The organism is Haloarcula rubra, assembly GCF_019599465.1.
Lineage (GTDB): Archaea > Halobacteriota > Halobacteria > Halobacteriales > Haloarculaceae > Haloarcula > Haloarcula rubra.
On record NZ_RKLR01000004.1, the window covers coordinates 130,248 to 156,446 of the forward strand.

Sequence of the window (26,199 nt, forward strand, 5' to 3'; positions counted from 1 at the left end):
TGGCGAGGTGGTTACTGGCGTCTGCTGGCCAGTAGTGCCGCGGCGAGTGCACCGACGAGCGCGCTCACGGCAGTGAAGCCGGGGCCGTTCCCTCCGGTCGTCGTGGTGGCCGGTTCGGTCGTAGGCTCACCGTCGGAGAGCGTCGCCGTCTGTTCGGTGGTCGTCTCGCTCTCGACGGCCGAGCGCGGGACGTAGCTGTCCTCGTCGTACCGCTCCGGATAGAGCTGTCGCGTGGCGTTGTGGACCGTGTTGACGACGCTCCGAGGGGCCGGCTGGTTGAGGTCACGGACCCGAAGCCGAACGGTCGCGTTCGTCTCCCCGGCGGTCGTACTCGCGTACGGTTCCTCGTCGACGAGTCCCGCCGTCCGTTCGGTGACGACCAGCACCTCGGGGTCCAACTGGAGGAGCACCTCGTCGCTCAGTTGCGGGTAGCCGGAGTGGTTGCGCGCCGCGACGTTGTCGGCCCCGGCCACGCTCAGCATGGTGTCGATGAACGTCCCGTTGGCGGCGACGTACCCGCTCCCGAGGGGGTAGACCACCGTCTTCCGGTCCTCGATGCCCGCCGTGGTGTCCCGCACGGCGTCGACGTTCTGTGTCATCCACGCGTTGGCCTCGGCCGCGCCCGCACAGTTCCCGGTCAGGCGGCCGATGGTGGTCGTCTTCTGGCGGATGTCCTCGACGCTGGTCGAGGCCGGCAGGTGGTACACGGTCAGGCCGGCGTCCCGGAGACCCTGCACGTCGCCCGCGCTGGCGTTGGGGGCGATGACGAGGTCGGGGTCCGTGCCGACCACCTTCTCGACGCCGACGCCGAACCCGGCGGAGACGTTGGTCCGGCTATCGGCCCCCTCCAGATACGACGCGAACTGCGTGAGACCGACGACCTGCTCGCGGCCGCCGATTTCCCACATGGTCTGGGCGGCCGACGGGTTCGTCGTCGTCACCCGCTCCGGGCGCTCTTCGAGGGTTATCTCGGTTCCCGTGGCGTCTGTGACCGTCAGCGGGAACGAACACTCCTGTGCCGACTGCGTACTCGTCGCGGCCGCCGGCATCGCGCCGACGACGGAGAAGACCAGCAGAAGGCCCAAAATTGCGGTAGCGAATTGTCGCATCGTCTGTGACCGGGAGGACGAACAATAAATATTTACCTACTGCAAGTGGCGTTTCAATCATGCATCCGTCGGGACGGACGCTCTCGTGGTCGCTAGCGCTCACGGCGCTCCTCGGCGTCGTCGTCACCGTGAGCGCCGGCATCGGCCCGGTGTGGATTCCGCCCGACGCCGTCGCGAAGGTGTTGCTCAACGCCGTCGTCCTCCCGACGGCGGTCGACCTCTCGGGCGCGACGCCGGCCGTGACGACACAGCCACTGTTCCGGTTCCCGGTCGAGGACATCCAGCGCCAAATCGTGTTGCAGGTCCGCCTGCCGCGTATCCTGTTGGGGGCGGTCGTCGGGTTCTCGCTGGCGGCCGCGGGCACCATCATGCAGGGCATCTTCCGCAACCCGATGGCCGACCCCTCCATCATCGGCGTCTCCTCGGGCGCGGCCGTCGGTGCGGTGGGGTTCATCGTCGCGCCGGTGGCCCTGCCGTTCGGCCTCGGCCTGCGCGCCGCCGCCTTCTCCGGGGCGCTACTCGCGGCCTTCGGCGTCTACCTCATCGCGACGCAGAACGGCCGGACGCCGGTCGCGACCCTCCTGCTGGCGGGCGTCGCCGTCCAGACCTTTCTGGGCGCCGTCGTCTCCTTCCTCCTCCTCCAGAGCGGCGAGAGCATCCGTCGGGCGCTGTTCTGGCTGATGGGCCACCTCAAGGGCGCGGCGTGGTCGGAGGTCTGGACGAGTCTCCTCCTCGTCGCCGTCCCGTTCGTCGTCCTCCTCGTGTACGCCCGCGACCTGAACGTCATGTTGCTGGGGGAGGAGGACGCCCAGAGCCTCGGCATCGACGTCGAACGGACCAAGCGAATCCTGCTGGCGTTCTCCTCGCTCGTCACGGCCGCGGGCGTCGCCGTCGCCGGCATCATCGGCTTCGTCGGCCTCATCGTCCCACACGTGATGCGGCTCGTGGTCGGCCCGGACCACCGGGTCCTCCTGCCGACGGCGGCGCTGGCGGGGTCGTCGTTCCTCGTCGCGACCGACACGCTCGCTCGCTCGGGGAGCGCGGAGGTGCCCGTCGGCATCGTCACTGCCGCCCTCGGTGCCCCGTTCTTCCTCTATCTGCTCCGTCAGCGGGAGGTGCACGAACTGTGAGCGACGACGGTCACGCGGGCGAGCGGACACCGATGCTCGAGGCCGAGGACGTCAGCGTCTCGCTGGGCGGCACGCAGATTCTCTCCGGCGTCGACTTCTCGGCCGCGTGTGGCTCCGTCGTCGGTCTGGTCGGCCCCAACGGCGCGGGGAAGACGACGGTCCTGCGGACGCTCAGGGCGACGCTCTCGCCCGACAGTGGGACGGTACGGGTCGCCGGCGAACCCATCGACGACCTCTCCTCGAAAGAGGTGAGCAGGCGCGTCGCCAGTACGCCGCAGGCGACGACGCTCTCCTTCGACTTCACCGTCGAACAGACCGTCGAGATGGGACGGACGCCACACCTCGGCCGGTTCGAGCGTGCCGACGAGGACGACGACGACGCCGTACGGGCGGCGATGGAGCGCGCCGACGTGGCGCAGTTCGCCGACCGCACCGTCACGTCGCTCTCCGGCGGCGAGCGCCAGCGAGTCCTGCTGGCCCGGGCGCTCGCACAGGAGACGCCGGTCCTACTGCTGGACGAACCGACGGCCAATCTGGACGTCAACCACGCCGTCCGCACGCTGGAACTCGTCACGGACCTCGTCGCCGAGGGGAAGACGGCCGTCGCGGCCATCCACGACCTCAATCTGGCCGCCCGCTACTGCGACGAACTGGTCGTACTCTCCGACGGCGAGGTCCGGGCGGCCGGCGACCCGCGCGAGGTGCTCACGTCCGAGACGCTCGGGGACGCGTTCGACGCCGAGACGCTCGTGACCCGCCAGCCCGGAACGGACGCGCCGCTGGTGACGCCGCTCCCCGACCGCGCACCTATCGACAGGACAGTCCACGTCGTCGGAACCGGCACGCAAGCCGCCGCTGCCGTCGCCCGCCTCGTCGCCGCCGGCAGTTCCGTCACCGTCGGCGTCGTGCCGGCGGGCGACGCCGCCGCCGAACGCGCCCGCGAACTCGACTGTCCGGTCGTCACCGTCCCGCCGTTCGCCGGCGTCGACAGCAACGCACGGGCGCGAGCGACGGAACTGGCCCGCGAGGCCGACGCCGTGGTCGTCGCTGGCGACGTTGGCGACGCCAACCAGTCCGTCGTCGCCGCCGCCTCGCGACTCGTCGCCGTCGCGGGCGAGGGCGTCCCCCGAGTCGAGTCCGAACGGACCACCGTCACCACCGTCGAGTCGCTGCCGGCGGCCGTCGCCGACTGCTCGCCCCCGCCCCGAGACGCCGACGACCCCGTGCCACGGTCACAGGAACAGCAAGACCGATACTGACCCGCTCCCTAGCCCGCCCGTGGACGACACTATCGCGTGGCTCCGCGACCGACCCTACTACGAGGGCCAAATCGTCGACGAGCGGACGGTGCCGGGCCGGGACGCCACCGTCGCCGACTGTGCGCTGAACGCACGCCTCGCTGACGTGCTGGCCGACGAGGGTATCACGGAGCTCTACGCCCACCAGACCGCCGCCGTCGAGTCGGTTCGCGACGGCGAGAACGTCGTCCTCGCGACGGAGACGGCCAGCGGCAAGAGTCTGGCCTACACCGTCCCCGCCTTCGAGCGGGCGCTGGACCGGCGCGCGACGACGCTGTACGTCGCCCCGCAGGTGGCGCTCATCAACGACCAGACGGAGACGCTCTCCGAACTGGCGCAGGGCCTCGGCTTCGCATCGGGCGTCTCCGTCGCCCAGTACACCGGCCGCCAGTCGAAATCCGAGAAGGAGGCCATCCGGGAGCGTCAGCCGACCGTCCTCCTGACGACGCCGGACATGCTCCACTACGGCATCCTGTCCCACGCGCACCGCCTCTGGGACTGGTTCTTCCAGCGCCTCGAAACCGTGGTCGTCGACGAGGTCCACGGCTACCGCGGCGTCTTCGGCAGTCACGTCTCGCTCGTCATGCGCCGTCTGTCGCGCATCGCCGAGCGGTTCGACAGCGACCCGGAGTGGGTCTGCTGTTCGGCGACCATCGGCAACCCAGTCGACCACGCTGCCGCCGTCACCGGCCAGTCCGAGTCGTCGTACACGCTCGTCGACGAAGACACGAGCGCCAGCGGCCCGCGACACTGGCTGCTGTGGAACCCGCCCGAGTACGAGGGGGGTGATGGCTGGGGGAGCGGCCGCCGGAAGTCCAGCCACGTCGAGACGAAACGCCTGTTCCTCGACCTCGTCGAACGCGGCCTCCAGACGGTGGTGTTCGCCGGGTCCCGACAGACCGCCGAGCGGTACGCCAGCGACAGCGCAGACGCGTTGCGGGACAGGGGCCACCACGACCTCGCCGACGGCGTGGGCGCGTACCAGGCGGCGCTCACCGACGAGAAGCGCCGCGACCTCGAGACCCGGTTGCAGTCCGGGGACCTGCGCGGCGTCTGGTCGACCAGCGCGCTCGAACTCGGCGTCGACGTGGGCGGCCTCGACGCCGTCTTGCTGGACGGCTACCCCGGCACGCGGATGCGCGCGTTCCAGCAGGCCGGACGCGCGGGCCGGGGCACCGACCCGGCGCTGGTCGTCCTCGTCGGCGGCGAGGACCAACTCGACCAGTACGTCCTCCGCAACCCGGCGACGCTGTTCGAGAAAGAGGCCGAGCAGGCAGTGACGAACCCCGAGAACGAGCAGTTGCTCCCGAACCACGTGCTGGCGGCCGCCGGGGAGAACTGGCTCTCCCCCGACGACGACCGGCACTTCGGCGGGACGTTCCCGGACGTGGTCGCGGACCTCGAATCGGCCGGGAAACTGGACCGCCGGACGACGGATAAGGGAGTTCGCTGGACCTCGAACGGTCGCCCGCACCACGACATGAGCCTCCGCACCGTCGACGACCGCGAGGTGAAACTGGTGGCGAAGGGCGACGTCGTCGCGAGACTCCCCTTCGAGGACGCCCTGCGGGACGCCCACCCCGGCGCAATCTACCACCATCAGGGGCGGCGCTACGAGGTGACGGACCTCGACCTCTCGACGGGCGTCGCCGAACTCGATCGGACGTGGGCGGACTACTACACCCGCGTCCTGCACGACAAGACCATCACCGTCGAGACAGACTTACAGGAGCGACCGCTCCCGACCCGCGAGGACGTCCCCGTCCGGTTCGCGTCGGTGACGATGCGCAAGCAGATTACGGGCTACGAGCGCCGCGACGGGTCGTCGGGCGAGGTACTGGGCCAGCGCCCCCTCGACCTGCCGGAGACCACGCTGGAGACGAAGGCGCTGTACTACACGGTGCCGAGCGACCTCGAGAGTCAGATTCGCGGCGCGGCCTACGAGACCGGCGAGGACACTGCGGGGGCCGAGACGGACGGCGGGGACCTCGGCGACTTCCCCGGTGCCATCCACGCGGCCGAGCACGCGATGATTTCGATGTTCCCCTTCGAGTACCTCTGTGACCGCGGCGACGTCGGCGGCCTGTCGACGCCGCACCACCCGCACACCGGCGACCCGACCATCTTCATCTACGACGGCTATCCGGGGGGTATCGGGTTGACGCGGGCGGGCTACCACGACGTCGGCCCGTTGATGGACACCACGCTGTCGATGCTGCGCTCCTGTGACTGTGCCGACGGCTGTCCGGCCTGCGTGCAGTCGCCCCACTGCGGCAACGCCAACGACCCGCTGGACAAACACGGCGCCGTCCACCTGCTGGACGGACTCACCGACGGCGAGGACGTCTGACTCACTCCGCCGGGGCGACGGACTCGTGGACGGTCACCTCGCCGGAGAGCTCCGTGTGTGGGGACTCGCTGAGGTCGATGCCCTCCGCCCGGCAGGCCTCGTGGACGCCGCGGACGAACGCCGACTCGACCGACAGCGCACGGTTCTTCCGCTCGACGGGGAGCCACACGCGCCCTATCAACAGGACGGAACTGCCCGTCAACTCCGAGACGGCGACGCTCGGCGCGGGTTTCTCGTGGACGTGGTCCAGGTCGCGGGCGACGTTGCGGATGATGGCCTCCACCTCGTATAGGTCCGTCTCGTAGTCGACGCCGAACTCGTAGGAGATGCCGACGGGGTCCGTCGACGTGTGGTTCGTCACCGCCGTCGTCGCCAGCGTCGTGTTCGGGACGACGATGCGCTCGTTGTCCGGCGTCCGCACGCGGGTCACGCGGAGGTCGATGTCGACGACGGTCCCCTGCTTGCCGTCCCACTCGATGGTGTCGCCGACGTTCAGGTCGGGGTCGGTGACGATGAACGCGCCCGAGACGAAGTTGCCCAACACGTCCTGGGCGGCCAACCCGACGGCGACGGTGATGCCGGCGGCGATGAGCGTCGACCCGGCGAGGCTCCCCCTGAACCCCGCGAGACTGGCCGCGACGACGACGGTGACGACCACCACGAGGAGGTGGGTCGCGCTCACGAGCGCGCTCACGACGGTCCGGTTGAACTGCGAGCGCTCCAACGCCCAGCGAGCGCTCGGGACGACGATTAGACGGCCGATGGCGTACAACAGGGCCGCCACGGCCAGAAACTCCGCGCCGTCGTTCGCGAGTTGGACGTACGTCTCGGTGATGTCACCGGGGAAAGTGCCAGAGAACTGCATAGCGGGGCTACCGCCGGGGCGGAGGTAAAAACTGGCCGTCGGGTCCGTGGTCGGACGGGGGTGCACCGACTACCCGACGCGCTCGTCGAGAATCAGCCGCGTCTTCGTGCTCACGACCTCGTCCAACTCCCGCGCTCGCGTGATGAGGTCGTTGACCTCGCCCGTGTCGGTGGCGTCGACGACGACGACGATGTCCTCCTCGCCGGAGACCTGCCAGACGAAGTCGACGGACGGCCACTCGGCGATGCGGTCGGTCACCGCCGCCGTGTCCACGTCGACGTCGACGCCGACCTCTATCATCGACTTGACGTTCCCGGTGCGCGTCGCGACGGTGAACCGCTCGATGACGCCGTCCTCGACCAGTCGCTCGACCCGGTTGCGCACGGTCCCCTCGGAGGTGCCCACGTCGTCGGCTATCTCCGTGTAGGGGGTCCGGGCGTCCTTCCGGAGTATCGAGAGTATCTCCCTGTCCAGTTCGTCCATCGAGATTGGACGCTTCCCACCCACCGGACTTGAGGATTACGAAAATCGTAACTCGGCTTCGAAAGCAACCCTTATGAACTGGAATCCTGTACGCATCTCGTAATGACAGACGCATACGTAGCGCTGGAGGGTGACCGCGTCATCGAGGCCCGCGCACGCGCGCCGGGCACGGCACGCGGCGAAGTGGTGTTCACGACCGCCTACACCGGCTACGAGGAGAGTCTGACCGACCCGTCCTACGAGGAACAGGTCCTCACGTTCTCGTACCCGCTCATCGGGAACTACGGCGTCCGCGAGGAGCGGTTCGAGTCCGACCGCGTCCACCCGCGTGCGGCCGTCGCCCGCGAGATGACCGACGACGTCGCCGAGTGGCTGGAGAGCGAGGGCGTCCCCGCCGTCGACCACCTCGACACCCGCGACATCGTCACCGAGATTCGCGACGAAGGGGCGATGAAGTGCGGTATCGCCGCCGGCCCGGACGTGACGAAGCAGGACGCGCTGGACGAACTCCACCAGTGCAAGCACATGTCCGACCACACGGACATCGGCGCGCAGGTCTCCGTCGACGACGTCGAGGTCCACAACGAAGACGGCGACGGCGCGACCGTCGCCCTCGTCGACTGCGGTGCGAAGGGCTCTATCATCGAGTCGCTGGTCGAACGCGACGCCGCCGTCCACGTCTTCCCGTACGACGCGAGCGAGGACGACGTGGCCGCCGTCGACCCGGACCTCCTGTTCATCTCGAACGGCCCCGGCGACCCCCAGAACTTCGAGCAGGCCGGCGAACTCGTCGAGACGTACGTCGGCGACGTGCCGCTGGCGGGCATCTGTCTCGGCCAGCAGGTCGTCGCCAACGCGCTCGGCGGCGAGACGGAGAAGATGGAGTTCGGTCACCGCGGAGTCAACCAGCCAGTGCGTGACCTCCGCACGAATCAGGTCGTGATGACGACCCAGAACCACGGCTACACCGTCGCCGAACCCGGCGACAAACTCGACGTGACGCAGGTCAACGTCAACGACGACACCCCCGAGGGACTGGAGAACGACGACCTAGACATCATCACCCGCCAGTACCACCCCGAGGCCAACCCCGGCCCGCACGACTCGCTCGGCTTCTTCGACGACGTGCTGGGGATGGCAGGGGAGTAGCGAGACTCCGACCGCAGCGAGGGGTCTCGGACAGTGCGAGCGGCGCGACCGTAGGGCGCGGCCCCCGACGGTTTCGAACATCGAACCGAACAGCGCGACCGACCGTCTAGCCGCCAGCGAACCGCTCGGCCCACGGCCGGAGGACGGCCGTGACGGCCTCGTTCATCGGAACCTCGACGTCGGTGCCTTCGGCGTGGCGGACGACAGCGGCGTTCAGCGCGTCGAGTTCCATCGCCTTCTCGTGGGTCAGGTCGTAGTGCAGCGAGGAGTACGAGTCCGCGTCGAGGTCCTCGGCGAACGCGACCCACTCGTCGGCGGTGTCTTCTGGGAGCGCCACGTCGTTCGCCCGCGCGACGGCACACACCTCCTCGACGATGCGGCGGTACATCCGCCACGAGTCCTCGTGTGCACGGACGTCGCCGACCGGCAGGCGCGTCGCCGCGGTCATCCCGGAGTGGGCGCAGATGAACGCGAACTTCCGCCACAGTTCGACGTCGATGTCGTCGGCGAGGACGGCTTCGACGCCCGAACACGAGCGCAGGGCGTCGTCGAGCGCCGCGATTCGGTCGGTGCGCTCGCCGTCGAGTTCGCCGTAGACGAAGCGGGCCGGGCCGCCGGTGTGTTCGACGACGCCCGGGTCGGCGATGGTCGAGAAGATGTAGGTGACGCCGCCGACGACGTGGGACTCGCCTATCTCGTCGGCCAGCCATCGCTCGTTGTCGACGCCGTTCTGGAACGAGACGACGGCGGTGTCGTCGTCCAGAAGGGGGCCGAGGTCCGTCGCCGCCTCGCGCGTGTCGTGGGCCTTCACGCAGAACAGGACGTAGTCGACGGGGCCGATATCGGCCGGGTCGTCGGTCGCGGGCAGTTTGACCGCGGTGTCGCCGGCGACGCTCTCGACGGTGAGGCCGTCGGTCCGGAGCGCGTCTAGGTGGTCGCCGCGGGCTAACAGGTGGACCTCGTGACCGGCGTCGGCCAGTCGGGCGCCGAGGTAGCCGCCGACGCCGCCGGCACCGAACACTGCGAAGCGCATGGTCGACAGTGACGGCGGGCCGGACCGTAGCTGTTTGGTCGCTCAGAGGCGGTCGCCCGGCACCCGGCGGCCGACCAGCCGCCAGTTCCGTACGCTCCAGTACCCCAGCCCCGAGGCGACGAGCGCCGCGGCGACGAGGTAGACGAACAGGTCCGACGAGACGACCACCTCGGGGTTCTCGACGGCGTAGACGACGCCTTCGGTGCCCAGTGCGACTTGCAGGAAGCCGACGATGCCGGCGACGCTGGCACCGACGAGGCCGCGCTGTCCTCGGTGGCGGGACTCCTCGAGGACGACGAGACCGGCGACGAACGTGACGGCGCCCGCGAGGACGTACAGCTGGAGCCGCGAGGACGCGTCACTGGCCCCACCGGTGACGAGCGCCACCACGCCGACGAAGGCGGCGGTCAACGCCAGCGTACACACCCCCACGAGACCCCCGGTGCGGAGCAGCACCGCCCGGTCGACTCGCTGGCCTCTCCTCGTCGCCATCGACGACTAGTTGGTAACTATCGCGGAAAAACACCGGTCAGACGGGCGTCAGACGGCCGGACGCCTCACTTGCCCCACTCGCGCGTGGTCTTCGGGCGCTCGTCGATGGCCTGCACCGCGAGGGGCTGGTCGTCGGAGTTGATGGCTTCCAGCGCCGCCTCGCCGCTCTCGATGGTCGAGAAGTAGGTGACCGTCTCCTCGACGCAGGCCTCCAGCACGTCGCGGTCGCGCGAGACCACGAGGTCGATTTCGCCGTTCTGGATGGCCTCGACGACGGCCTCGGTGTCCTCGAAGTCGTCGAGGTCCTTCACGTCGAAGTGCTCCTCGAAGCCGAGGATGGGCAGGTCGACGATGGCGGTGCCGGACAGCGGGATGGGTTTGCCGACGCACATCTGGGCCTTCTGGTAGGCCTTGCCGAAGGAACCGGCAGTGCCCATGACCTCGCCCGTCGACTTCATCTCCGGACCGAGACGCGGGTCCGAACCCGGCAGGCGGTCGAACGGCAGGACGACCTCCTTCACGGAGACCTGCTCGGGAATCTGCTCGTCGACGTCGAGTTCGTCGAGCGTACTGCCGGCCATCACCTGCGCGGCGAGTTTCGCGATGGGGACGCCGGTGGTCTTCGAGATGAACGGCACCGTACGCGAGGAGCGCGGGTTCGCCTCCAGCACGTACACCTCGCCGTCGCGGACGGCCAGTTGGACGTTCAGTAGGCCGACGGTGTCCAGTGCGTCGGCAATCTGTTCGGTGACCTCACGGATGCGCGGCATCACGTCCTTTATCTCCTGGGAGCGGGGCGGAATCATACACGCCGAGTCGCCCGAGTGGACCCCGGCCGTCTCGACGTGTTCCATCACGCCGCCGATGAGGACGTCCTCGCCGTCGGCGACGGCGTCGACGTCCAGTTCGACAGCGTCGGCGAGGAACTCGTCGACGAGGATGGGCTTGTCGGGGGAGACGCGGACGGCCTCCTCGATGTAGGTCTCGAGGTCGTCGTCGTTGTAGACGACGTCCATCGCGCGGCCACCCAGCACGTAGGACGGGCGCACGAGGACGGGGTAGCCGATGTCGTGGGCCAGGTCGAGGGCCTCTTCCTTGCTGGTCGCCGTGCCACCCTCGGCCTGTGCGATGCCGAGGTCGTCCATCAGTTTGTTGAAGCGGTCGCGGTCCTCGGCGAGGTCCATCGCTTCGACCGAGGTCCCGAGAATCTCGCAGTCGAGGCCACGGCGGTCGAGTTCGTCTTCGAGCGGTTCGCCGATGTCGACGGAGGTCTGGCCGCCGAACTGGACCATCACGCCGTCGGCGCCGGTGGACTCGACCACGTCGGCGACCTCTTCGGCCGTGACCGGTTCGAAGAACAGGCCGTCGGAGGTGTCGTAGTCGGTCGACACCGTCTCCGGGTTGTTGTTGACGACGTGGGCGTCGATGCCCATGTCCTCCAGTGCGCGGACCGCGTGGACCGAACAGTAGTCGAACTCCACGCCCTGTCCGATGCGGATGGGGCCACCGCCGACCACGACGACGCTCTCGACGTCGGGGTCTATCTGGAGTTCGTTCCGGTCGATGCCCGAGACGGGGTCACGGGTCGAGTAGTAGTACGGCGTCGTCGCCTCGAACTCGCCGGCGCAGGTGTCGACGAGTTTGTAGTCGCGGTGGGTCGTCTCGTCCTCGACGGTCTCGACGGTCACGCCCGACCCGTCCGTCGCGGCCTCGACCTCTGTCTCGTCGCCGTCGTCGGCGTCGAGGCTGGCCGGGAGCCACGAGACGTGCGTGTCGTTGAACTCGCCGCCGGCGAGCGCGGTAATCTCCTGGTCGGTGAACCCGGCCTGTGCGGCCGTCTCGTAGTCGCCGTTCTGGGCGGCCTCGGCGGCGTCGGCGACCTCTTCGAAACGCTCGACGTACCACTCGTGGATGTCGGTCAACTCGACGACCTGCTCGACCGTGTAGCCGCGTGTAAAGGCCTCGAAGATGGCGTACGGGCGGTCGGGGCTCGGGCGTTCGAGGTACTCCGATTCGAGTTCGTCGTCGTCGACCTCGTCGAAGTCGACGGCGGGGTTGTACTCGGAGGAGCGCAGGGCCTTCAGGAGGCTCTCGGGGAAGGTGCGGCCGATGGACATCGCCTCGCCGGTCGACTTCATGGCCGTCGACAGTTCGAACTCCGTGTCGCGGAACTTGTCGATGGGCCAGCGGGGCACCTTCGTCACGACGTAGTCGATGGCCGGTTCGAAGGCCGCGGTCGTCTCGCCGGTAATCTCGTTGTCTATCTCGTGGAGGCGCTTGCCGAGTGCGACCTTCGCGGTGACGCGGGCGATGGGGTAGCCGGTCGCCTTCGAGGCCAGCGCCGAGGAACGGGAGACGCGGGGGTTGACCTCGACGACGCGGTACTCGCCGCCGGGCGTGCCGTCGTCGCGCCACGCGTGCTGGATGTTACACCCGCCCTCGATGCCGAGTTCGCGGATGACCTTCAGCGCGGAGTCGCGCATCTCCTGGTGGCCCTCGTCAGGGATGACCTGCGAGGGCGTCACGACGGTGGATTCGCCCGTGTGAATCCCCATCGGGTCGATGTTCTCCATGTTGCAGATGATGATACACGAGTCGTCGGCGTCGCGCATCACCTCGTACTCCAGTTCGACCCAGCCAGAGATGGACTCCGTAATCAGGACCTCGCTGTTCCGGGAGAGGCGCAGGCCCTTGCGGACGCGTTCGATGAGTTCGTCGAACTCGTCGACGACGCCGGACCCGGACCCGCCCAGCGTGTACGTCGTGCGTGCGATGACGGGGAGGCCGCCGACTTCGTCGACGGCGTCCTGAACTCGCTGTTCGAGTGCCTCTTCGTCGAAGTCCGTGACCGACTCGTCCTCGTCCAGCGAGATGGTCGTAGAGGCCGGGACCGGTTCGCCGATGTCCTCCATGCGCTGGCGGAACAGGTCGCGGTCCTCCGTCGCGTAGATGGTGTCCAGCGGGGTGCCCATCACGTCGACGTCGTACTCCTCTAGGATGCCCTCCTCGGCGAGTTCGGCCGTGACGTTGAGGCCGGTCTGGCCGCCGAGGCCGGCGATGACGCCGTCGGGGTCCTCCTTCCGGATAATCTCGCTGATGGCCTCGGTGTTGATGGGTTCTAAGTACACCTTGTCGGCCATCTCCGGGTCGGTCATGATGGTCGCCGGGTTGGAGTTGACCAGTACCACGCGGGCACCCTCTTCCTGGAGGGCCCGACAGGCCTGCGCGCCGGAGTAGTCGAACTCGGCTGCCTGTCCGATCTTGATGGGGCCACTCCCGATGAGCAGTATCGTGCGGTCTTCGTCCTCTGTCATTACCCGAATCGAACCCACACATCGTAATAAGCCCGGCGAAAAGGTACGAGTCTCGAAGCCCGATTTCGAATATCGTAATGCGACACCCTCACACGGGGGTCGTTGACACCCGTCCCCGGTTCAGTTGCCGCGTTCGTCGACCCGGTAGCGGTACGGTTGGCCCTCGATGACCTCGACCTCGCCGGTCTGTGCTCGGCGACCGAGTACCGTCGCGACGCGGTGGGCACTGCCGAAGTCCTCGTCGTGTTCCTCCAGCAAGTCGAGAATCTCGCGGGCCGTCAGCGGGCCGTCGGCGTCGGCGTCGTCGAGCACCGAGATGATGCGCTCGAACTCGCCGTGGCGGATGGCCATAGAGACATACAAAACCCCAAACACCATATAACACCGTCAGACAGGCGTCAGACGGCATTTTAGGAGAAATCGCAGGACGGCGGCGTGCCCTCTCTGTCAGCCACTGTCATACGGCGTCGTCGTCGCCGTCCCACGCCGCGTCTCGTCGGGCCAGCGCTCGCGGACCCACGCCGGTCGCTCCACCGTCGTCGTCCCGAGGTCGGTGTACCGGAACCGGTGGTCGGCGGTCGCGTTCCGCTCCGTGTTGCGATAGCTGACGACGAACGACCGGACCAACCCCGACGGTGCGACGACGGCGCGGACGACGTACCGGTCGACCCGTTCGAAGCCGTCCGGCGCCCGCCGGACGACGAGTTCGTAGCCGTCGGGGTGGGACTCGACGGCGGCGGGCCCCGCCGGGAGGAAACTCCGCACGAGCCGGCCGGTGACGTGGCCGAACCGGTCGTGTGCGGGCACCGACTGTCCGCGGACGAACTTCATACCGAGCGGACGGCGGTAACGGTCGTACCGGACGGCGCCGTCGACGAACGTCCGGTCGCTGTAGCCGCCGCCCCGTTGCTCGCTCCGGTAGTGGTACCGGCGTTCGCTCTCGACCGCCAGTCGGGTCCGTCCGTCGCGGGCACCCACCGTCCACTGGAGGGTGAGGGTGTACGAACGCTGGTACAGCGCACGCCGGTGTGCGCGTGCGAGGGTGTCGGCGCTCGCGACGCTGTCGTTCGTCAGGCCCGGGACGGCGGCGGGCCCGGTCGGTTCTGCCGGGACCGGGGCGGGCGTCACCGTCTCCGGTCGGTCGGCGGCGGTGAAGCCGCTACACCCGGCCACGACGAACGCGGCGGCGACGGCGACGGCACGCCAGCGCATGTCGGCGATTCGGACCGCACGCAGGAAACAGTAGCGCTCAGATGGCAGAGTCGTGTCGGTCGTCGAAGTTCCGCTCGGCGCGGTACTGGTCGACGAACTGCTCGACGTCGAACTTGAGCATCTGGGACTCGAACTCCGCCATCACGGCGTCGTCCTCGGCGTGACTGACGGCGTGTTCCATCAGTTCGACCAGCAACTCGACGACGATCTCGTGGAGGCGGCGGGAGTCGAAGTCGGTGACCCACGCCAGCGAGAACCCGACGGCCCCGTCCTCGGCGGCGTCGGCGACGGCGACCTTCTCCGGGAACTCCTCGATGACGACGCCCATGAGATGAGCCATGGTGAACTCGTCGTGGTCGTCGGCCGGTTCGATGGTCTCCGTGAGTATCGCCTCCAGAAACTCCGGGACGAAGCGGGCCAGTGGGTGGGCGTCCAGCACGACGGCGTGACTCGCGCCACACGCGCAGTCGTACTCCCGAATCCCCATGTGCAGGTCGTCGTGAGTGTCGATGACCTCGCCACAGGCGAGTTCGAGTTCGGACTCGCGTCCGCCGGGCACGCGCGGTTCTGCCATTGCCTCCGATAGGACACTCGTGGGGTTAAAGCCCGCGATACGGGGCGTGGCGCCAGAACTCGGCGTCGAGGTTCAGGGCCAGTCGTCGCGCTCGTCGTCCTCGTTGGTCGTCGCCGCGGGGGCCTCGGGTTCGCCGAGTTCCCAGTCGGCGGCCTCGGCGGCCTGTTCGACCGGGAGGTACTCCCACCCGGCCGTCTCGGCGAGTTCGGCGGCCGCCTCGTCGGTGCCGACGAAGACGTGACGGTCCGTGTCGAACTGCTCTTTGACGTTGACGAGACTCTCCTCGCGTCCCCGCGGCCCCGAGAAGAAGTCCTGTCGGATGCGGTGCTTCCGCGTGAAGTTGGTCACGACGTACGTGGGCTGGTCGGAGATGACGCCGACGTACTCGGACCACTGGCGGGCGTCGTTGAAGACGCTGTCCGGGTACGCCAGTTCCTTCAGGGCGTCGAGGTCGAACGCGAGGGTCATGTCGCCGCTGCCGCCGTCCATGCGGGCTACTCCGCTACGGGCGAAAAAAAGGGCGTCGTTCTCACGCGCGCCCTGCCGAGAGCCGCGACACGGGACCGGCGACTGGTCGGTCTCGGAGCGGCGACAGACGGATACTCGGAGACGGCGTCGAAAAGGTGGGTCGGGCTACCGCGTCACTCGGCGGGCGCGGCGGTCTGGGCCTTCACTTCTTCGAGGTCGACTTCCTTCTCCAGCAGGAGTTCCTTCTTCTCGGCGACCTGTCGCTCCTCGCGGATGAGCTTCTTGAACTTCGACTGCTGGGAGAGGTCGCCGATGAGCACGCCACCGACGAGCTGGCCGTCCTCGAAGGCCAGTCGGCGCCACTCGCTGTCGGAGTACTTCCGTTCGGCCTCGTCGTCCCCGCGGGCCGGGTGACCGAACGAGAGGAACGGGAAGTCGAAGTGGGTGATGGAGTACGAGGAGACCCAGCGGAAGGCGTCGGCCTCGTCGTCTGCGACCATGTTCGACCCGGCGACCGAGCCCTGTTCCTTCGCGGAGCCCCACGCGCCGTTCTGGGCCTGCGCGTCAAGGATGGTGTCGTGGAACTGGGTGATGTCGCCGGCCGCGTAGACGTCCTTGACGCTGGTCTGCATGTACTCGTCGACGACGACGCCGTCGTCGAGTTCGACGCCGGACCCGGCGAGGAACTCCGTGTTGAAGTCCAGCCCGATAGCGACGCCGGCCCACTCGCCCTCGTACTCGACGCCGTTGGGGTCGACCGCGCCCGTGACGTGGCCGTCGTCGTCGACCGTGAAGTGGTCGACGCCGGAGTCGAAGACGGGTTCGACGCCGTTCTCGCGCAGGGCCTCGTGGATTATCTCCGCGCCGTCCTCCGAGAGCGCGTAGCGCCACCAGCGGTTGCCGCGCATGAGGTACTTCGCGTCGATGCCCTGTGCGGCACAGACGGCGGCGAGGTCGATGCCGAGCAGTCCGGCGCCGACGATGATACCCTGGTCGGCCTCCTCGGCGTGTTCGGCGATGCCGCGGGCGTCCTGGAACGTCCAGAAGTGGTGGACGCCGTCGGCGTCGCTGTTCTCGACGGGGACCTGTGCCGGGGTCCCGCCCGTCGCCACGAGGAGCTTGTCGTACTCGTAGGTGGTCCCGCTGTGGGTGTTGACCTCGTGGGCGTCGGGGTCGATGTCGGTCACGTGGGTGTTGAGGTGGAGGTCGATGTCCCGCTCCTCGTACCACTCCGGTTCGTGGATGGAGATGGGCGCTTCCGGGAGTTTCCCCTTCGCGAACTCCTTGATGAGGATGCGGTTGTACAGGGCCTCGCCCTCGTCGGTGATGACGGTGACGTCTGCGTCTGGGTCTTCCTCGCGGATCGTCTCTGCGGCGGACGCTCCCGCGATTCCGTCTCCGATTATCACGTGCGACGTGCTCATGTTCGGTGGGTAGGAAATCGGGCTTAATGTGGATTGCTATCTCCGTATCGGCCGTGATACCGGGGCCGAACTCGCCGAAATCCGGCGATAGTCGGGGCATTGAAGGCGTTCGCGTCCCAAGCCGTGGCTGATGAAACTCCGTCAGAACGTCAAGCACTTCGCGGCCAAACAGGCGCTGACGCTCCCGGTGGTCGGGGACAAGGTCAACGACCGTCTGGTCGACCTCCACACGAACGTGTTCGCCGACAAGGCCGACCCGGACCGGGCCGACGAGCGCCGGCCCCACCTGGACGACTTCTTCGACGCGACGATGAACACCTACGTCGCGGCGCTGGAGGCGGGCTATCCGGAGGCAGAGGCCCGCGAGATAACCCACGTGCAGGCCAACTTCGACTTCTACAACCACGGCTGGACCGAGATGATGGAGTTCCCCAGCGACGAACTCGAAGTGCACTACGAGCGATACGACGAGTTCTTCGAGCGCTACGACATCACCATCGACGACCCGCTCGGGAAGTTCCGACCGGCCGACGGCGTCGCCGAGGCTCCGTCGACGCCGGAGAAACTCGACGACCCGGACCACCCACACGCCGAGGGTGGCTTCGCGGACGACGCCTACGTCAAACTCGACAGCGGCGAGGTGGTCGTCGGCGGACAGGAGGAACCCGAAGACGTCAGTCCGTCCGAGGCCCCCGGCGTCGACGACGAGACGACCGACTGAGGCGCTCCTTGCGGCGGTCGGTCCAGCGCCGTCGCAACTCGAACGCCGCCAGTGGCGCCACCAGACTGCCGTCCTCGTGGTACCCAGCGACGGCGAACACGTGGCGGCCGTTCGTGCTGTCGACGACCACGTCGTGTTCTCGCGCGGCCGTCTCTCGCGTTCCGTTCAGTCCGACCCGCCAGACGAACTGCTCGCCCGGCGAGACGGTCAGCGAGCGGTCGCGCGCCCCGGCAGCGACGACGTGCCAGCCGTCCGGGTCCCGACGGGCCAGCGTCCACCAGTCTCGGCCGGTCTCGAAAGGGACGGCAGACCGGTTCTGGAGCGTGAACGACAGGCGCTTGCCGACCTCTCGGAGCGTGTCGACTCTGAACAGGTCGACGGACGCGGTGAGGCGGACGTCGGGCCGTTCGCCCTCGGGCGCGTCGGGACAGACGTACTCGTCGGCGTCGGCGGGGAGGCGCGGACACCGGTGCCGGTCGGGCGTCGTCGCACTCACGGCGGGACGGTCGGCGGTCGGTACCGGCGCGGCCGTCCGGACGGCACTGTCGCGCGTCGTCGGACAGCCAGCGAGTGCGCCCAGCGCCGCCCCGACGGCGGCGAGCACCTGACGGCGACGCATACGTCCTCGACGGCAGGCACGGCAAAGAGTTCGGCGGCCGAGCCTTTCGACGTCACGGCGTCCCGCTCGACCGGTCGACCGTACTCGCCCGTTCGTCTGCCACGACGTCGAACAGACCGATGCACTCGCTGTGGAGTCCCGAACTGCCCTCGACCGTCTGGACCGCGAACGCGTATCGGCCCGGTGTGACTCGCGCGTCGACGGGTTCGAGACGCTCGTCGGCAGTCGCGTCGCCGAGCACCCAGTCGAACCGCTCGTCGGGGCCGATCCGCACGAGCCGCGAGTCGGCGGACGCAGTCGCCGTCTGGACCCACCCGCCCTCGCTGTCCGCTCGCATCACGTACCAACTCCTGGCGAACACCGAGAGGTCCTCGGGGCCCCGCCACCGCAGCGTGAAACGCAGTGGACTGGTCGGCCCGCCGTCGGTGAGCGTGACGACGGGGCGACTGGTCCCGAGGCGGAGTGCGGACGCCGGCGACTCGACGTGACTACAGACGCTCCGGTCGGTGCGGTCGTCGAACGTCGGACACGGCTCGCCGTCGAACCTCGCAGCCGGGGGTTCGGCCGTGGCAGTCGCCGAGGCGCGGTCGGCCGTCGGTACCGGTGCGGGCGTCCGCGTCGGTCGCTCGCGCTGTGTGGCCGGACAGCCTGCGACGGTCCCGAGTGCGCCGGCGACGCCGGCGAGTACTTGACGGCGACGCATACCTGTCCGTGGGCGCCCGTGACAAAGAGTGCGGCGGCGTAACGAGGCGTCAGCTATCCCTGTGCGGTCGTCTGCTCGGACCCAGTGAGCGGTATCGCCGTCTCGACGCGAGCGAGCGCGACGAACTCGGTGCGCTCCGCGGGCGCGTCCGTCGAGTCGTCGACTACCTGGTAGCCGCCGGTGACGCCGAACGCGTACACGCCCGGCGACAGCGAGCGGTCGAGGCGTCTCGCGTCGTCGCTCGGCGACGGCCCCGACGCCGACGGAACCGCCCAGCGGTACGTCTCGCCCGACTCGACGAGAGACAGTGGCTCCGGAACCGGACCGTCGGGTCCGACCTTCGTCCACTCACCCTCGCCCTCGAAGCGGTGGAGCGACCAGTCGTAGGGGTTGAACCCGACCGTCCACTCCGAGCGGTTGTAGAGGACGAAAGAGAGCGTCTCCACGTCGTCGTCGCCCCCGTACGGGTCGAACACTTCGGGTTCGGCCGTCAGAACGACGGCGTCGTCCGTGGCCGTGTGGTAACAGACGGTCCGGTCGGCCCCGTCGTCGAACGACGGGCAGTCGAAGCCGTCGAAGACGTCCGTCGCGTCCGGCACGTCGGCGCTCGGCGTCCGCTCGTCGGTCGTCGCCGGGTCGTCGGTGCTCGTCACGGCGTCGTCGCCGGTGGATGCGTCCGCTGGTGGGTCGCCCGTCGAGAGACACCCGGCGCTCCCGAGGGCGGCGCCGACGGTGGCGAGGAGGGCACGTCGTTGCACGGGGCGACAGACGGCGGCACGGAGTAAAACCCTTCAGGACGCTCAAACGTCGGTTTGACCGCGTCCGTCGGCCGCGACGACGTCGAACAGTGCCAGACACTCGGTGTACACCGACGACCGCTCGCTGACGGTCTGGACGGCGAAGGCGTGCCGGCCCGGGGAGAGCGAGGTAGCCACCGACTCGACGTCGGCGGCGGTGTCGTGGGTCGTCGTATCGAGGAGCCAGTAGTGCCGGTCGCCGTGCTGGAGGTTGACCGTCTCCCCGCCCGGCGACGCCGTCGCGACGTTGGTCCACTCGTCGGCCGTCCGCTCGAACACGTACCAGTCGTTCGCGAACACCGTCAGCGCCCCCTCGGCGGTCCAGCGCAGCGTCAGGCGCAACGGCTTCACCGGGTCGCCGTCCGCCAGATGGACCACCGGCCGGTCGGGGAGGAGTCGGAGGGCCGACTCGGCCGACTGGACGTGGCCACACACCGTCTGGTCCGTCCGGCGGTCGAACCGGGGACATATCTCCTCGTCGAAGCGGCGCCAGCGGTCCGTCGAGACGGGGGCGTCGGAGGGCACCGGGGCGGGCGTCGTCACCGACGAGGACGACGCCTCGGTGCCGACGCTGTTGCACCCGGCGAACACCCCGGCGAGGCCGGCGAGGACGGTGCGACGGCGCATCGCCGCCGGCTACGGCCCGGACGGACAAGAAGTGGGGGCCTCGTTCACTCGGTGGTCGGCGTCGCGCGGTCGGTCTCGGCGCCGACCCGGCCGTCGATGCGGTCGGCACACTCGTAGCCGGCGACGACGCCGCCGTTCAGCGACCGCTCGGGGTACTGCGCCTTCGAAGCCATTCCGGCGTAGTAGACGCCGTCGGCCACCGCGTCCCCGAGGTCGTAGGGGACGACCATGTCGACGTACCCTCGCTCGTAGATGGGCGCGGTGCGGGGGTTTCGCGCGGTGCGGACCCAGTTGACCGACTCGCGGTCGAAGTCGGGGAACAGGTCTTCGATGCCCGAGAGCCACGTCTCCCGGACCTCGTCGTCGTCCTGCTGCCAGACATCCTCCTCGGGGGACTGGATGTAGCGGGCGACGTACAGCAGGTGTTCGCCGCCGTAACGCTCGCGCGGGACGAAGTTCGTGTGCTCGATGAGTGCGCCGAAGGGGGCCTCGTCGGCGATGTTGAGCCAGTAGGTGTCCATCAGCGACTCGTCCATACTGACGACCGAACACACCGTCCCCTGGAAGTCGATGTCACAGGGGTAGCCCGTCAGGTCTTCGAGGACGTCGGGCATCGTCGCGACGACGACGCTGTCCACGTCGTGGGTCGTCGTCTCGCCGTCGCGTTCGACGGTCAGTCCGGCCACCGCCCCGTCGGCGGTGTCGACGTCCGTCACGCGCGTGCCCGTCTCGATGTTCTCGCGGCCGACGGCGTCGACGAGGGCGTCCAGCAGGCGGCCGAACCCGCCGTCGAGGTAGCCCAGCACCTCGCCCTTCAGGATGTCTCGCTCGCCGCGGAACTTGATGCGCCCCAGCAGCCACGCCGCGCTCACGTCGGCTTTCCGGTCGCCGAACTTCGCGTCCAGCAAGGGCTCGAAGAACGTCTCGTAGACGTTCTGCGTGGTGTGTTCGCGGGCGAACTGTTCGACGGGGACGTCCTCGAAGTCGGACAGTTCCTCGTAGGTGTCGAACGAGGGGACGCCGCCGCGGACGTCGACGTCGAGCGTGAGCATCCCCAGACGGAACTTGTCGTAGAGGCTCCAGTGGGGGAAGGAGAGAATCTCCCACGGCTTGTCCATCGGGTGGACGACGCCGTCGACGTAGTAGGCGTTCTTCCCGATACGCCACTCGACGTCGTCGCCGAGTCCCAGTTCCTCGGCGAGTTCGACGATGGTCTCCTCGGACTTCGAGAGGTGGTGGTAGAACTTCTCGATGGGGTCCCCGGCCGTCTCGTACACCGCGGCCAGACCGCCCAGGTCGTCGCTGGCCTCGAACACGCGGACCTCGTGCCCGCGTTGCTGGAGGCGGTACGCCGCAGAGAGCCCCGCGATGCCGCCGCCGACGACGCCTATCATACGCGGGGGTATCAGTCGTCGCGGGATTTACTTTGTGCTTCGGCCGCCGGGTCGCTGGTGTACACCACGCCCGCCCGCGTCGCCTCCGACGCGCGCTGTGGCGGGGTCCGCTGGAACTCGAGGACGGCGACGGTCCCGGTCGGGTCGTTGTCCTCGAACCAGACGTTCCCGCCGTAGAGGTCCATCATCACGGAGACGAAGTAGAGGCCGAACCCGTCGCCAGTCTGGTTCGGCGTGAGCGAGCGCTCGAACATCGTCGTCTTCAGGTCGTCGGAGATGCCCGGCCCGTCGTCGGCGACGCGGAGTTGGACCCAGTCGCCCGCCTGCTGGGTCGTGATACTGACGTGGGGGGTGCCGTCGTTGTGTTCGACGGCGTTCTCGACGACGCTCAGCAACACCTCGTCGGCGAGGCCGTTCGCCAGCACGCACTCCTCGCCGACGGCGACGCCGATGGCGGCGTCGGGCCACTCGTCGCCGACCGTCCGGGCCACCTGCCGGAGACGCTCGCCGAGTTCGACCACCTCCAGTCGCTCGCTCTCGCTCGCGGTCACCGTCTCGTTGATGTCACGAATCGTCTCGCTCGTCGCCGCGAGTTCCTCACACCACGCGGTGACGCTGTCGAGGTGTCGTCGCTGGTCCTCGGGGACGTGGTCGCGGAGGTGTTCCGAACGGCCGCGTATCACCAGCAGGCCGTTCCGGAGCGAGTGTCTGAGCACGCCGTTGAAGAACTCTATCTGCTCGTTGCGTCGCTGGACCGCCGTGCGACTCTCACGGAGTTCTCGCTCCCGTTCGACCTGGTCGAGTGCGACCTGCGTGGTCCGTGCGAGAATCTCGGCGTACTGTCGGTCTTCCGGTGCGTACTGCTCGCCCTCGGAGGCGATGGCGACGACGCCGTGGTCTCCGAGCGGCACCATCAGCGCCGTCTCGAGGGGGCCGACCCCGTCGCCGTCGAACGACGCGATGCGGCGCTCGCCGCTGTCGTACGTCTGCCAGAGGTTGTCGTCGGGCATCTCCTCCGGGTCGACGTACAACAGGTCGTCGTCGACGTACGTCTCGACGGCGTCGCTGACGGCGGTCGGTTCGAGGTGCCCCATCTCGTTTATGAGGAAGACGCCGGCGGCGTTCTGGTCGAGCACTCGCGTCGCGAAGTCGACGGTCAACCGCGCCACCGTCTCCGGTTGGCTCGCCTCGATGAACTGCTGGGTCGCGCTCTGGAGCGCCTCGAGACGGTCCTGCCGGCGCTGTTGGCCGGTCACGTCCCGGAGCAGGACGAGTCGGCCCCGGACCGTTCCGCGCTGGTCGGTGATGGCCCTGCTCTGTGGGGCGAAGTAGACCGACCCGTGGCCCAGCGTGAGGACGCTCCCACGGTCGACGTCGTCGAGGAGACCGGGGGCGAGGTCGTCGACGTGTGCCCCCTCGATGTCGTCGCCGTCGGCTATCGCGTCGGCGGCGGCCGGGTTGTAGTCGATGACGACGTCCTCACAGTCCAGGACGAGGACGGGGTCGGGGAGTTCGTCGACCAGCAGGTCTCCCGCGAGCGGTGTGACCGAGAGGAAGTCGTACCGGAACAGTGCGAGGCCGACGAGCAGGCCGTTCAGCGCGAGCGTGAGCGGCGCGACGTTGATGCCCGGATGCGGCGTCACACCGAAGACGAACAGGAAGTGCGCGCACGCCGTTATGACGCCGGCGACGAGCACCACGAACGTCTGTTTGCGGTGGAGGTTCCGGCTCCGGAGCAGGAACTCCCCGAGCAAGCCGTACGCGACGACGATGAGGAGGAGCGAGACGGCCGTCTGTGCGGTGTACACCGCTCCCGTCTGCCCGACGAAGAACGTCCGTCCGGCGACGGTCGAGAGGGTCGCGTCGGCGACGACGAGGTCGTGGAGCGGGTTCGTCAGGGCCAGCAGTGCGTACGTCGTCGGGAGGAGGAACAGCACGCCGAGGCGGGCGGGCGTGACCCACGTCCTGTGGCCTGTGTACAGCAGCGCGAACAGGACCCAGAGACCGACCATCAGGCCGGAGACGACCCGAATCGCGAGGAACAGCGTGGTCGCGACGGCGGGGTCGGTGGTGACGACCCACGCGGCTTCGAGGAAACACCAGCCAGCGGCGGCGACCATCAGCCACCCGAACGGGACGGCCCCGGCCACCGAGCGGTTGCGCCAGGCGGCGCCGGCGAGACCCGCACTGACGACTCCACCGACCAAGCTCCCCGTCGCTACGACGGTCCCTACCTCGGCGTCCATCCGCTATCTACGGGTAGGTCCAGACTCCGTGGTTTATGCCTTTGGACTGTGTTCTCAATTCTGAGAGCCGACAGCGGAGTCGCTGTGGCGGTCCGCTACCTTTTTGACCACACTGGAAAAATTCGCAGGCATGCTGACCGTCCGGGCACCGGCCACGAGCGCGAATCTCGGCAGTGGCTTCGACGTGTTCGGCGTCGCGCTGGAGCGACCCGCCGACGTCGTTCGTCTCTCGAAGGCCGACCGGACGACCATCGACGTGACCGGTGCCGGGAGCCAGTTCATCCCGGAGGACCCGGAGAAGAACACCGTCGGCGCCGTCGCCGAGGCGCTGGAGGCGCCCGCACACATCGAGATAGACAAGGGCGTGCGCCCGGCGTCGGGACTCGGGTCGTCGGCCGCCAGCGCCGCCGCGGCGGCCGTCGGCCTCAACGAACTGTACGACCGCGGGTACACCCGCGAGGAACTGGTGCCCATCGCCGCCAAGGGCGAGGCCGTCGTCTCCGGCGACGCCCACGACGACAACGTCGCGCCCTCCATCATGGGCGGGTTCACCATCGCGACGGCGTCGGGCGTGCGACAGGTCGACGCCTCGATACCGCTGGTCGCCTGCCTCCCCGACATCGTCGTCTCGACCCGGGACGCCCGGCGGGTCGTCCCGGAGAACGCCCGCGTCGACCAACTGGTCGAGACCGTCGGCAACGCCGCGACGCTGACGACGGGCATGCACCGGGACGACCCGGGCCTCGTCGGCGAGGGGATGCACGACACCGTGGTCACGCCAGCGCGGGCGAAACTCATCGACGGGTACGAGTCCGTCAGAGAGGCCGCACTCGACGCCGGCGCCACCGGTGTCACCATCTCGGGGGCCGGCCCGACGGTCATCGCCGCCTGCGAGGACGCCGACCAGCGAGCCATCGCGAGTGCCATGCTCGACACCTTCGGCGACCGTGGCATCGACGCGCGGGCGTACCAGACCCGCATCGGTCGCGGCGCAAAGGTGTTCTGAGCTACAGGAGGCCGAGGTCGCGTTCGGTCGGCGTCTCCTCGACGACGACCCCGCAGTCCGGGCAGCGCTCCATCTCGTCGACGATGAACGTCTTCTCGCAGTCGGGGCACGTACGGAGGGCCGTCTGGGCGTCGTCACGCGATTTCGTCTGCCGTCTGGAACCACATCCGGGACCACCGACGAGCGACTTGAGTCGCTCGCTGAGCTTTTGACTCATTGTCATGTATGGGAGGAGACTGCGAACAAATGTCTTTCGGCCAACCTTTTGGCGTGGCGTCGTCCGTCCCGGCAGAGCACCTATACTTCGGCCGGGCGGACTCGGTGTATGAACGTCCTCCTCACGGGCGCGAACGGCACCGTCGGGACCGCTATCACCGACCACCTCGACGACCGCTACGAGTTCACGCGTCTCGACGTCGACGCGGGCGACCAGACGGACGTCGTCGCCGACGTGCGCGACTACGACGAGATACGGCCCCACTTCGACGGGCAGGACGCGGTCGTCCACCTCGCGCTGACGCCCGGCACCGGCGGTCCCGACGACCGCTCGCTCGGATGGTCCGAACCGCTGGCGGACAACCTCGAAGGCATCCACAACGTCGCCGAGGCGGCCGTCGACGCCGACCTCGACAGCCTCGTCTTCGCCTCGTCGAACCACGCCGTCGGGATGGTCGAGGTCCGCAACGCGCCCGACGTGTACCACGACACGGGCGTCCGCGCGGGCCACGACGAACCCCACCGGCCCGACTCCCGGTACGGCCTCACCAAGAGCTACGGCGAGGACGTGGGGCGACTGGCGGCCGAAGCCCACGGGATTCGGTTCTACGGCCTCCGCATCGGCGCGGTCCGGGACCCGGAGTACGACCACCCCTACGGCGACGCCGAACGAGGCGTCGACGAGGGCCGCTGGGAGCGCGGGAGCGACGCCTACGCGGAACAGGTCGCCCGGATGAAGGGCCTCTGGCAGTCGCGACGGGACTGCGCGCAGTTGGTGGCGTGCTGTCTCGACGACGAGAGCGTGGAGTGGGACCACTTCTACGGCGTCAGCGGGAACGAGCGCCGCTGGCTCGACGACCTCGCGTACGCCCGAGAGACCGTCGGCTACGACCCGCAGGACGACGGCGAGGCGTGGGACGGCCCGCCGGCGTAGGTGGAGACGCCGGCCTAACCTCTTTGTCGTGGCGT

25 protein-coding genes are annotated in these 26,199 nt (G+C 68.8%); 7 read left to right on the forward strand and 18 right to left on the reverse strand.

Features of this window, described 5'->3' with window-relative positions:
• Window positions 1-11 precede the first annotated feature (11 nt).
• Complete coding sequence (locus EGH21_RS12360) at window positions 12-1,109, reverse strand: PGF-CTERM-anchored ABC transporter substrate-binding protein (protein WP_220618787.1); 1,098 nt, start codon at window positions 1,107-1,109, stop codon at window positions 12-14.
• Between the two features lie 59 nt (window positions 1,110-1,168).
• Between EGH21_RS12360 and btuC the strand changes: the two genes are divergently transcribed.
• The 3 genes from btuC to EGH21_RS12375 are packed head-to-tail and all read left to right on the forward strand — an operon-like array spanning window position 1,169 to window position 5,887.
• Window positions 1,169-2,239 (forward strand): vitamin B12 ABC transporter permease BtuC, encoded by a 1,071-nt coding sequence (gene btuC, locus EGH21_RS12365; protein ID WP_220618788.1) that lies wholly within the window; start codon window positions 1,169-1,171, stop codon window positions 2,237-2,239.
• Window positions 2,240-2,271: 32 nt separating this feature from the next.
• Window positions 2,272-3,498 (forward strand): heme ABC transporter ATP-binding protein, encoded by a 1,227-nt coding sequence (locus EGH21_RS12370; RefSeq protein ID WP_220618989.1) that lies wholly within the window; start codon window positions 2,272-2,274, stop codon window positions 3,496-3,498.
• A 19-nt stretch (window positions 3,499-3,517) separates the two neighbouring features.
• Window positions 3,518-5,887, forward strand: coding sequence for a DEAD/DEAH box helicase (locus tag EGH21_RS12375; RefSeq protein WP_220618789.1), 2,370 nt, complete (start codon window positions 3,518-3,520; stop codon window positions 5,885-5,887).
• 1 nt (window position 5,888) lies between these two features.
• Here EGH21_RS12375 and EGH21_RS12380 read toward each other — a convergent pair whose 3' ends face one another.
• Together EGH21_RS12380 and EGH21_RS12385 are read right to left on the reverse strand one after the other, a co-directional pair.
• Window positions 5,889-6,752 carry a mechanosensitive ion channel family protein gene (locus EGH21_RS12380; RefSeq protein WP_220618790.1) on the reverse strand — a complete coding sequence of 288 codons (864 nt, stop codon included), beginning with the start codon at window positions 6,750-6,752 and terminating at the stop codon, window positions 5,889-5,891.
• Between the two features lie 69 nt (window positions 6,753-6,821).
• Complete coding sequence (locus EGH21_RS12385; protein ID WP_166972037.1) at window positions 6,822-7,235, reverse strand: Lrp/AsnC family transcriptional regulator; 414 nt, start codon at window positions 7,233-7,235, stop codon at window positions 6,822-6,824.
• A 102-nt stretch (window positions 7,236-7,337) separates the two neighbouring features.
• On the opposite strand from EGH21_RS12385, the gene carA reads away from it, so the two are divergent.
• Window positions 7,338-8,384 (forward strand): glutamine-hydrolyzing carbamoyl-phosphate synthase small subunit, encoded by a 1,047-nt coding sequence (gene carA, locus EGH21_RS12390; RefSeq protein WP_220618791.1) that lies wholly within the window; start codon window positions 7,338-7,340, stop codon window positions 8,382-8,384.
• Between the two features lie 106 nt (window positions 8,385-8,490).
• On the opposite strand, the gene EGH21_RS12395 is transcribed toward carA, so the two are convergent.
• The 8 genes from EGH21_RS12395 to EGH21_RS12430 form a co-directional block, all read right to left on the reverse strand.
• Window positions 8,491-9,417, reverse strand: a complete 927-nt coding sequence (locus EGH21_RS12395) for a ketopantoate reductase family protein (protein WP_220618792.1) — start codon at window positions 9,415-9,417, stop codon at window positions 8,491-8,493.
• A gap of 42 nt (window positions 9,418-9,459) precedes the next feature.
• On the reverse strand, window positions 9,460-9,909 hold the full coding sequence (locus tag EGH21_RS12400) for a hypothetical protein (protein ID WP_220618793.1): 450 nt from the start codon (window positions 9,907-9,909) through the stop codon (window positions 9,460-9,462).
• Window positions 9,910-9,974: 65 nt separating this feature from the next.
• The gene (gene carB / locus EGH21_RS12405; RefSeq protein ID WP_220618794.1) at window positions 9,975-13,223 is read right to left on the reverse strand and encodes a carbamoyl-phosphate synthase large subunit; all 3,249 of its coding nucleotides are present in this window, start codon (window positions 13,221-13,223) and stop codon (window positions 9,975-9,977) included.
• A gap of 120 nt (window positions 13,224-13,343) precedes the next feature.
• Window positions 13,344-13,574 (reverse strand): hypothetical protein, encoded by a 231-nt coding sequence (locus EGH21_RS12410; protein WP_220618795.1) that lies wholly within the window; start codon window positions 13,572-13,574, stop codon window positions 13,344-13,346.
• Between the two features lie 96 nt (window positions 13,575-13,670).
• Window positions 13,671-14,435, reverse strand: a complete 765-nt coding sequence (locus EGH21_RS12415; RefSeq protein WP_220618796.1) for a hypothetical protein — start codon at window positions 14,433-14,435, stop codon at window positions 13,671-13,673.
• Between the two features lie 37 nt (window positions 14,436-14,472).
• On the reverse strand, window positions 14,473-15,009 hold the full coding sequence (locus tag EGH21_RS12420; protein ID WP_220618797.1) for a DUF5815 family protein: 537 nt from the start codon (window positions 15,007-15,009) through the stop codon (window positions 14,473-14,475).
• A gap of 72 nt (window positions 15,010-15,081) precedes the next feature.
• Window positions 15,082-15,498, reverse strand: coding sequence for a DUF7124 domain-containing protein (locus EGH21_RS12425; protein WP_220618798.1), 417 nt, complete (start codon window positions 15,496-15,498; stop codon window positions 15,082-15,084).
• A 152-nt stretch (window positions 15,499-15,650) separates the two neighbouring features.
• Complete coding sequence (locus EGH21_RS12430) at window positions 15,651-16,901, reverse strand: NAD(P)/FAD-dependent oxidoreductase (RefSeq protein WP_220618799.1); 1,251 nt, start codon at window positions 16,899-16,901, stop codon at window positions 15,651-15,653.
• A 130-nt stretch (window positions 16,902-17,031) separates the two neighbouring features.
• Here EGH21_RS12430 and EGH21_RS12435 point away from each other — a divergent pair, with 130 nt between their 5' ends.
• Window positions 17,032-17,622, forward strand: coding sequence for a DUF6149 family protein (locus EGH21_RS12435; protein ID WP_220618800.1), 591 nt, complete (start codon window positions 17,032-17,034; stop codon window positions 17,620-17,622).
• Here the strand turns inward: EGH21_RS12435 and EGH21_RS12440 are convergent.
• From EGH21_RS12440 to EGH21_RS12465, 6 genes are read right to left on the reverse strand one after another with little or no spacing between them, the layout of a single operon-like run.
• Window positions 17,576-18,241, reverse strand: coding sequence for a hypothetical protein (locus EGH21_RS12440; RefSeq protein ID WP_220618801.1), 666 nt, complete (start codon window positions 18,239-18,241; stop codon window positions 17,576-17,578). The genes EGH21_RS12435 and EGH21_RS12440 overlap by 47 nt on opposite strands.
• A 52-nt stretch (window positions 18,242-18,293) precedes the next feature.
• Window positions 18,294-18,944: a hypothetical protein gene (locus tag EGH21_RS12445; protein WP_220618802.1), complete on the reverse strand. Its 651-nt coding sequence runs from the start codon at window positions 18,942-18,944 to the stop codon at window positions 18,294-18,296.
• A gap of 53 nt (window positions 18,945-18,997) precedes the next feature.
• Window positions 18,998-19,702, reverse strand: coding sequence for a hypothetical protein (locus EGH21_RS12450; RefSeq protein WP_220618803.1), 705 nt, complete (start codon window positions 19,700-19,702; stop codon window positions 18,998-19,000).
• A 42-nt stretch (window positions 19,703-19,744) separates the two neighbouring features.
• Entirely contained in the window at window positions 19,745-20,368 is a 624-nt protein-coding gene (locus tag EGH21_RS12455; RefSeq protein WP_220618804.1) for a hypothetical protein, read from the reverse strand.
• A gap of 44 nt (window positions 20,369-20,412) precedes the next feature.
• On the reverse strand, window positions 20,413-21,762 hold the full coding sequence (locus EGH21_RS12460) for an NAD(P)/FAD-dependent oxidoreductase (RefSeq protein ID WP_220618805.1): 1,350 nt from the start codon (window positions 21,760-21,762) through the stop codon (window positions 20,413-20,415).
• Between the two features lie 11 nt (window positions 21,763-21,773).
• Window positions 21,774-24,008 carry a sensor histidine kinase gene (locus EGH21_RS12465; RefSeq protein WP_220618806.1) on the reverse strand — a complete coding sequence of 745 codons (2,235 nt, stop codon included), beginning with the start codon at window positions 24,006-24,008 and terminating at the stop codon, window positions 21,774-21,776.
• 130 nt (window positions 24,009-24,138) lie between these two features.
• On the opposite strand from EGH21_RS12465, the gene EGH21_RS12470 reads away from it, so the two are divergent.
• A complete protein-coding gene (locus EGH21_RS12470) occupies window positions 24,139-25,014 on the forward strand; it encodes a homoserine kinase (RefSeq protein WP_220618807.1) in 876 nt (291 codons plus the stop codon).
• Window position 25,015: 1 nt separating this feature from the next.
• On the opposite strand, the gene EGH21_RS12475 is transcribed toward EGH21_RS12470, so the two are convergent.
• Window positions 25,016-25,231, reverse strand: coding sequence for a hypothetical protein (locus EGH21_RS12475; protein ID WP_220618808.1), 216 nt, complete (start codon window positions 25,229-25,231; stop codon window positions 25,016-25,018).
• A gap of 108 nt (window positions 25,232-25,339) precedes the next feature.
• Here EGH21_RS12475 and EGH21_RS12480 point away from each other — a divergent pair, with 108 nt between their 5' ends.
• Window positions 25,340-26,164 carry an NAD-dependent epimerase/dehydratase family protein gene (locus EGH21_RS12480; RefSeq protein ID WP_220618809.1) on the forward strand — a complete coding sequence of 275 codons (825 nt, stop codon included), beginning with the start codon at window positions 25,340-25,342 and terminating at the stop codon, window positions 26,162-26,164.
• The last annotated feature ends 35 nt before the right edge of the window (window positions 26,165-26,199 follow it).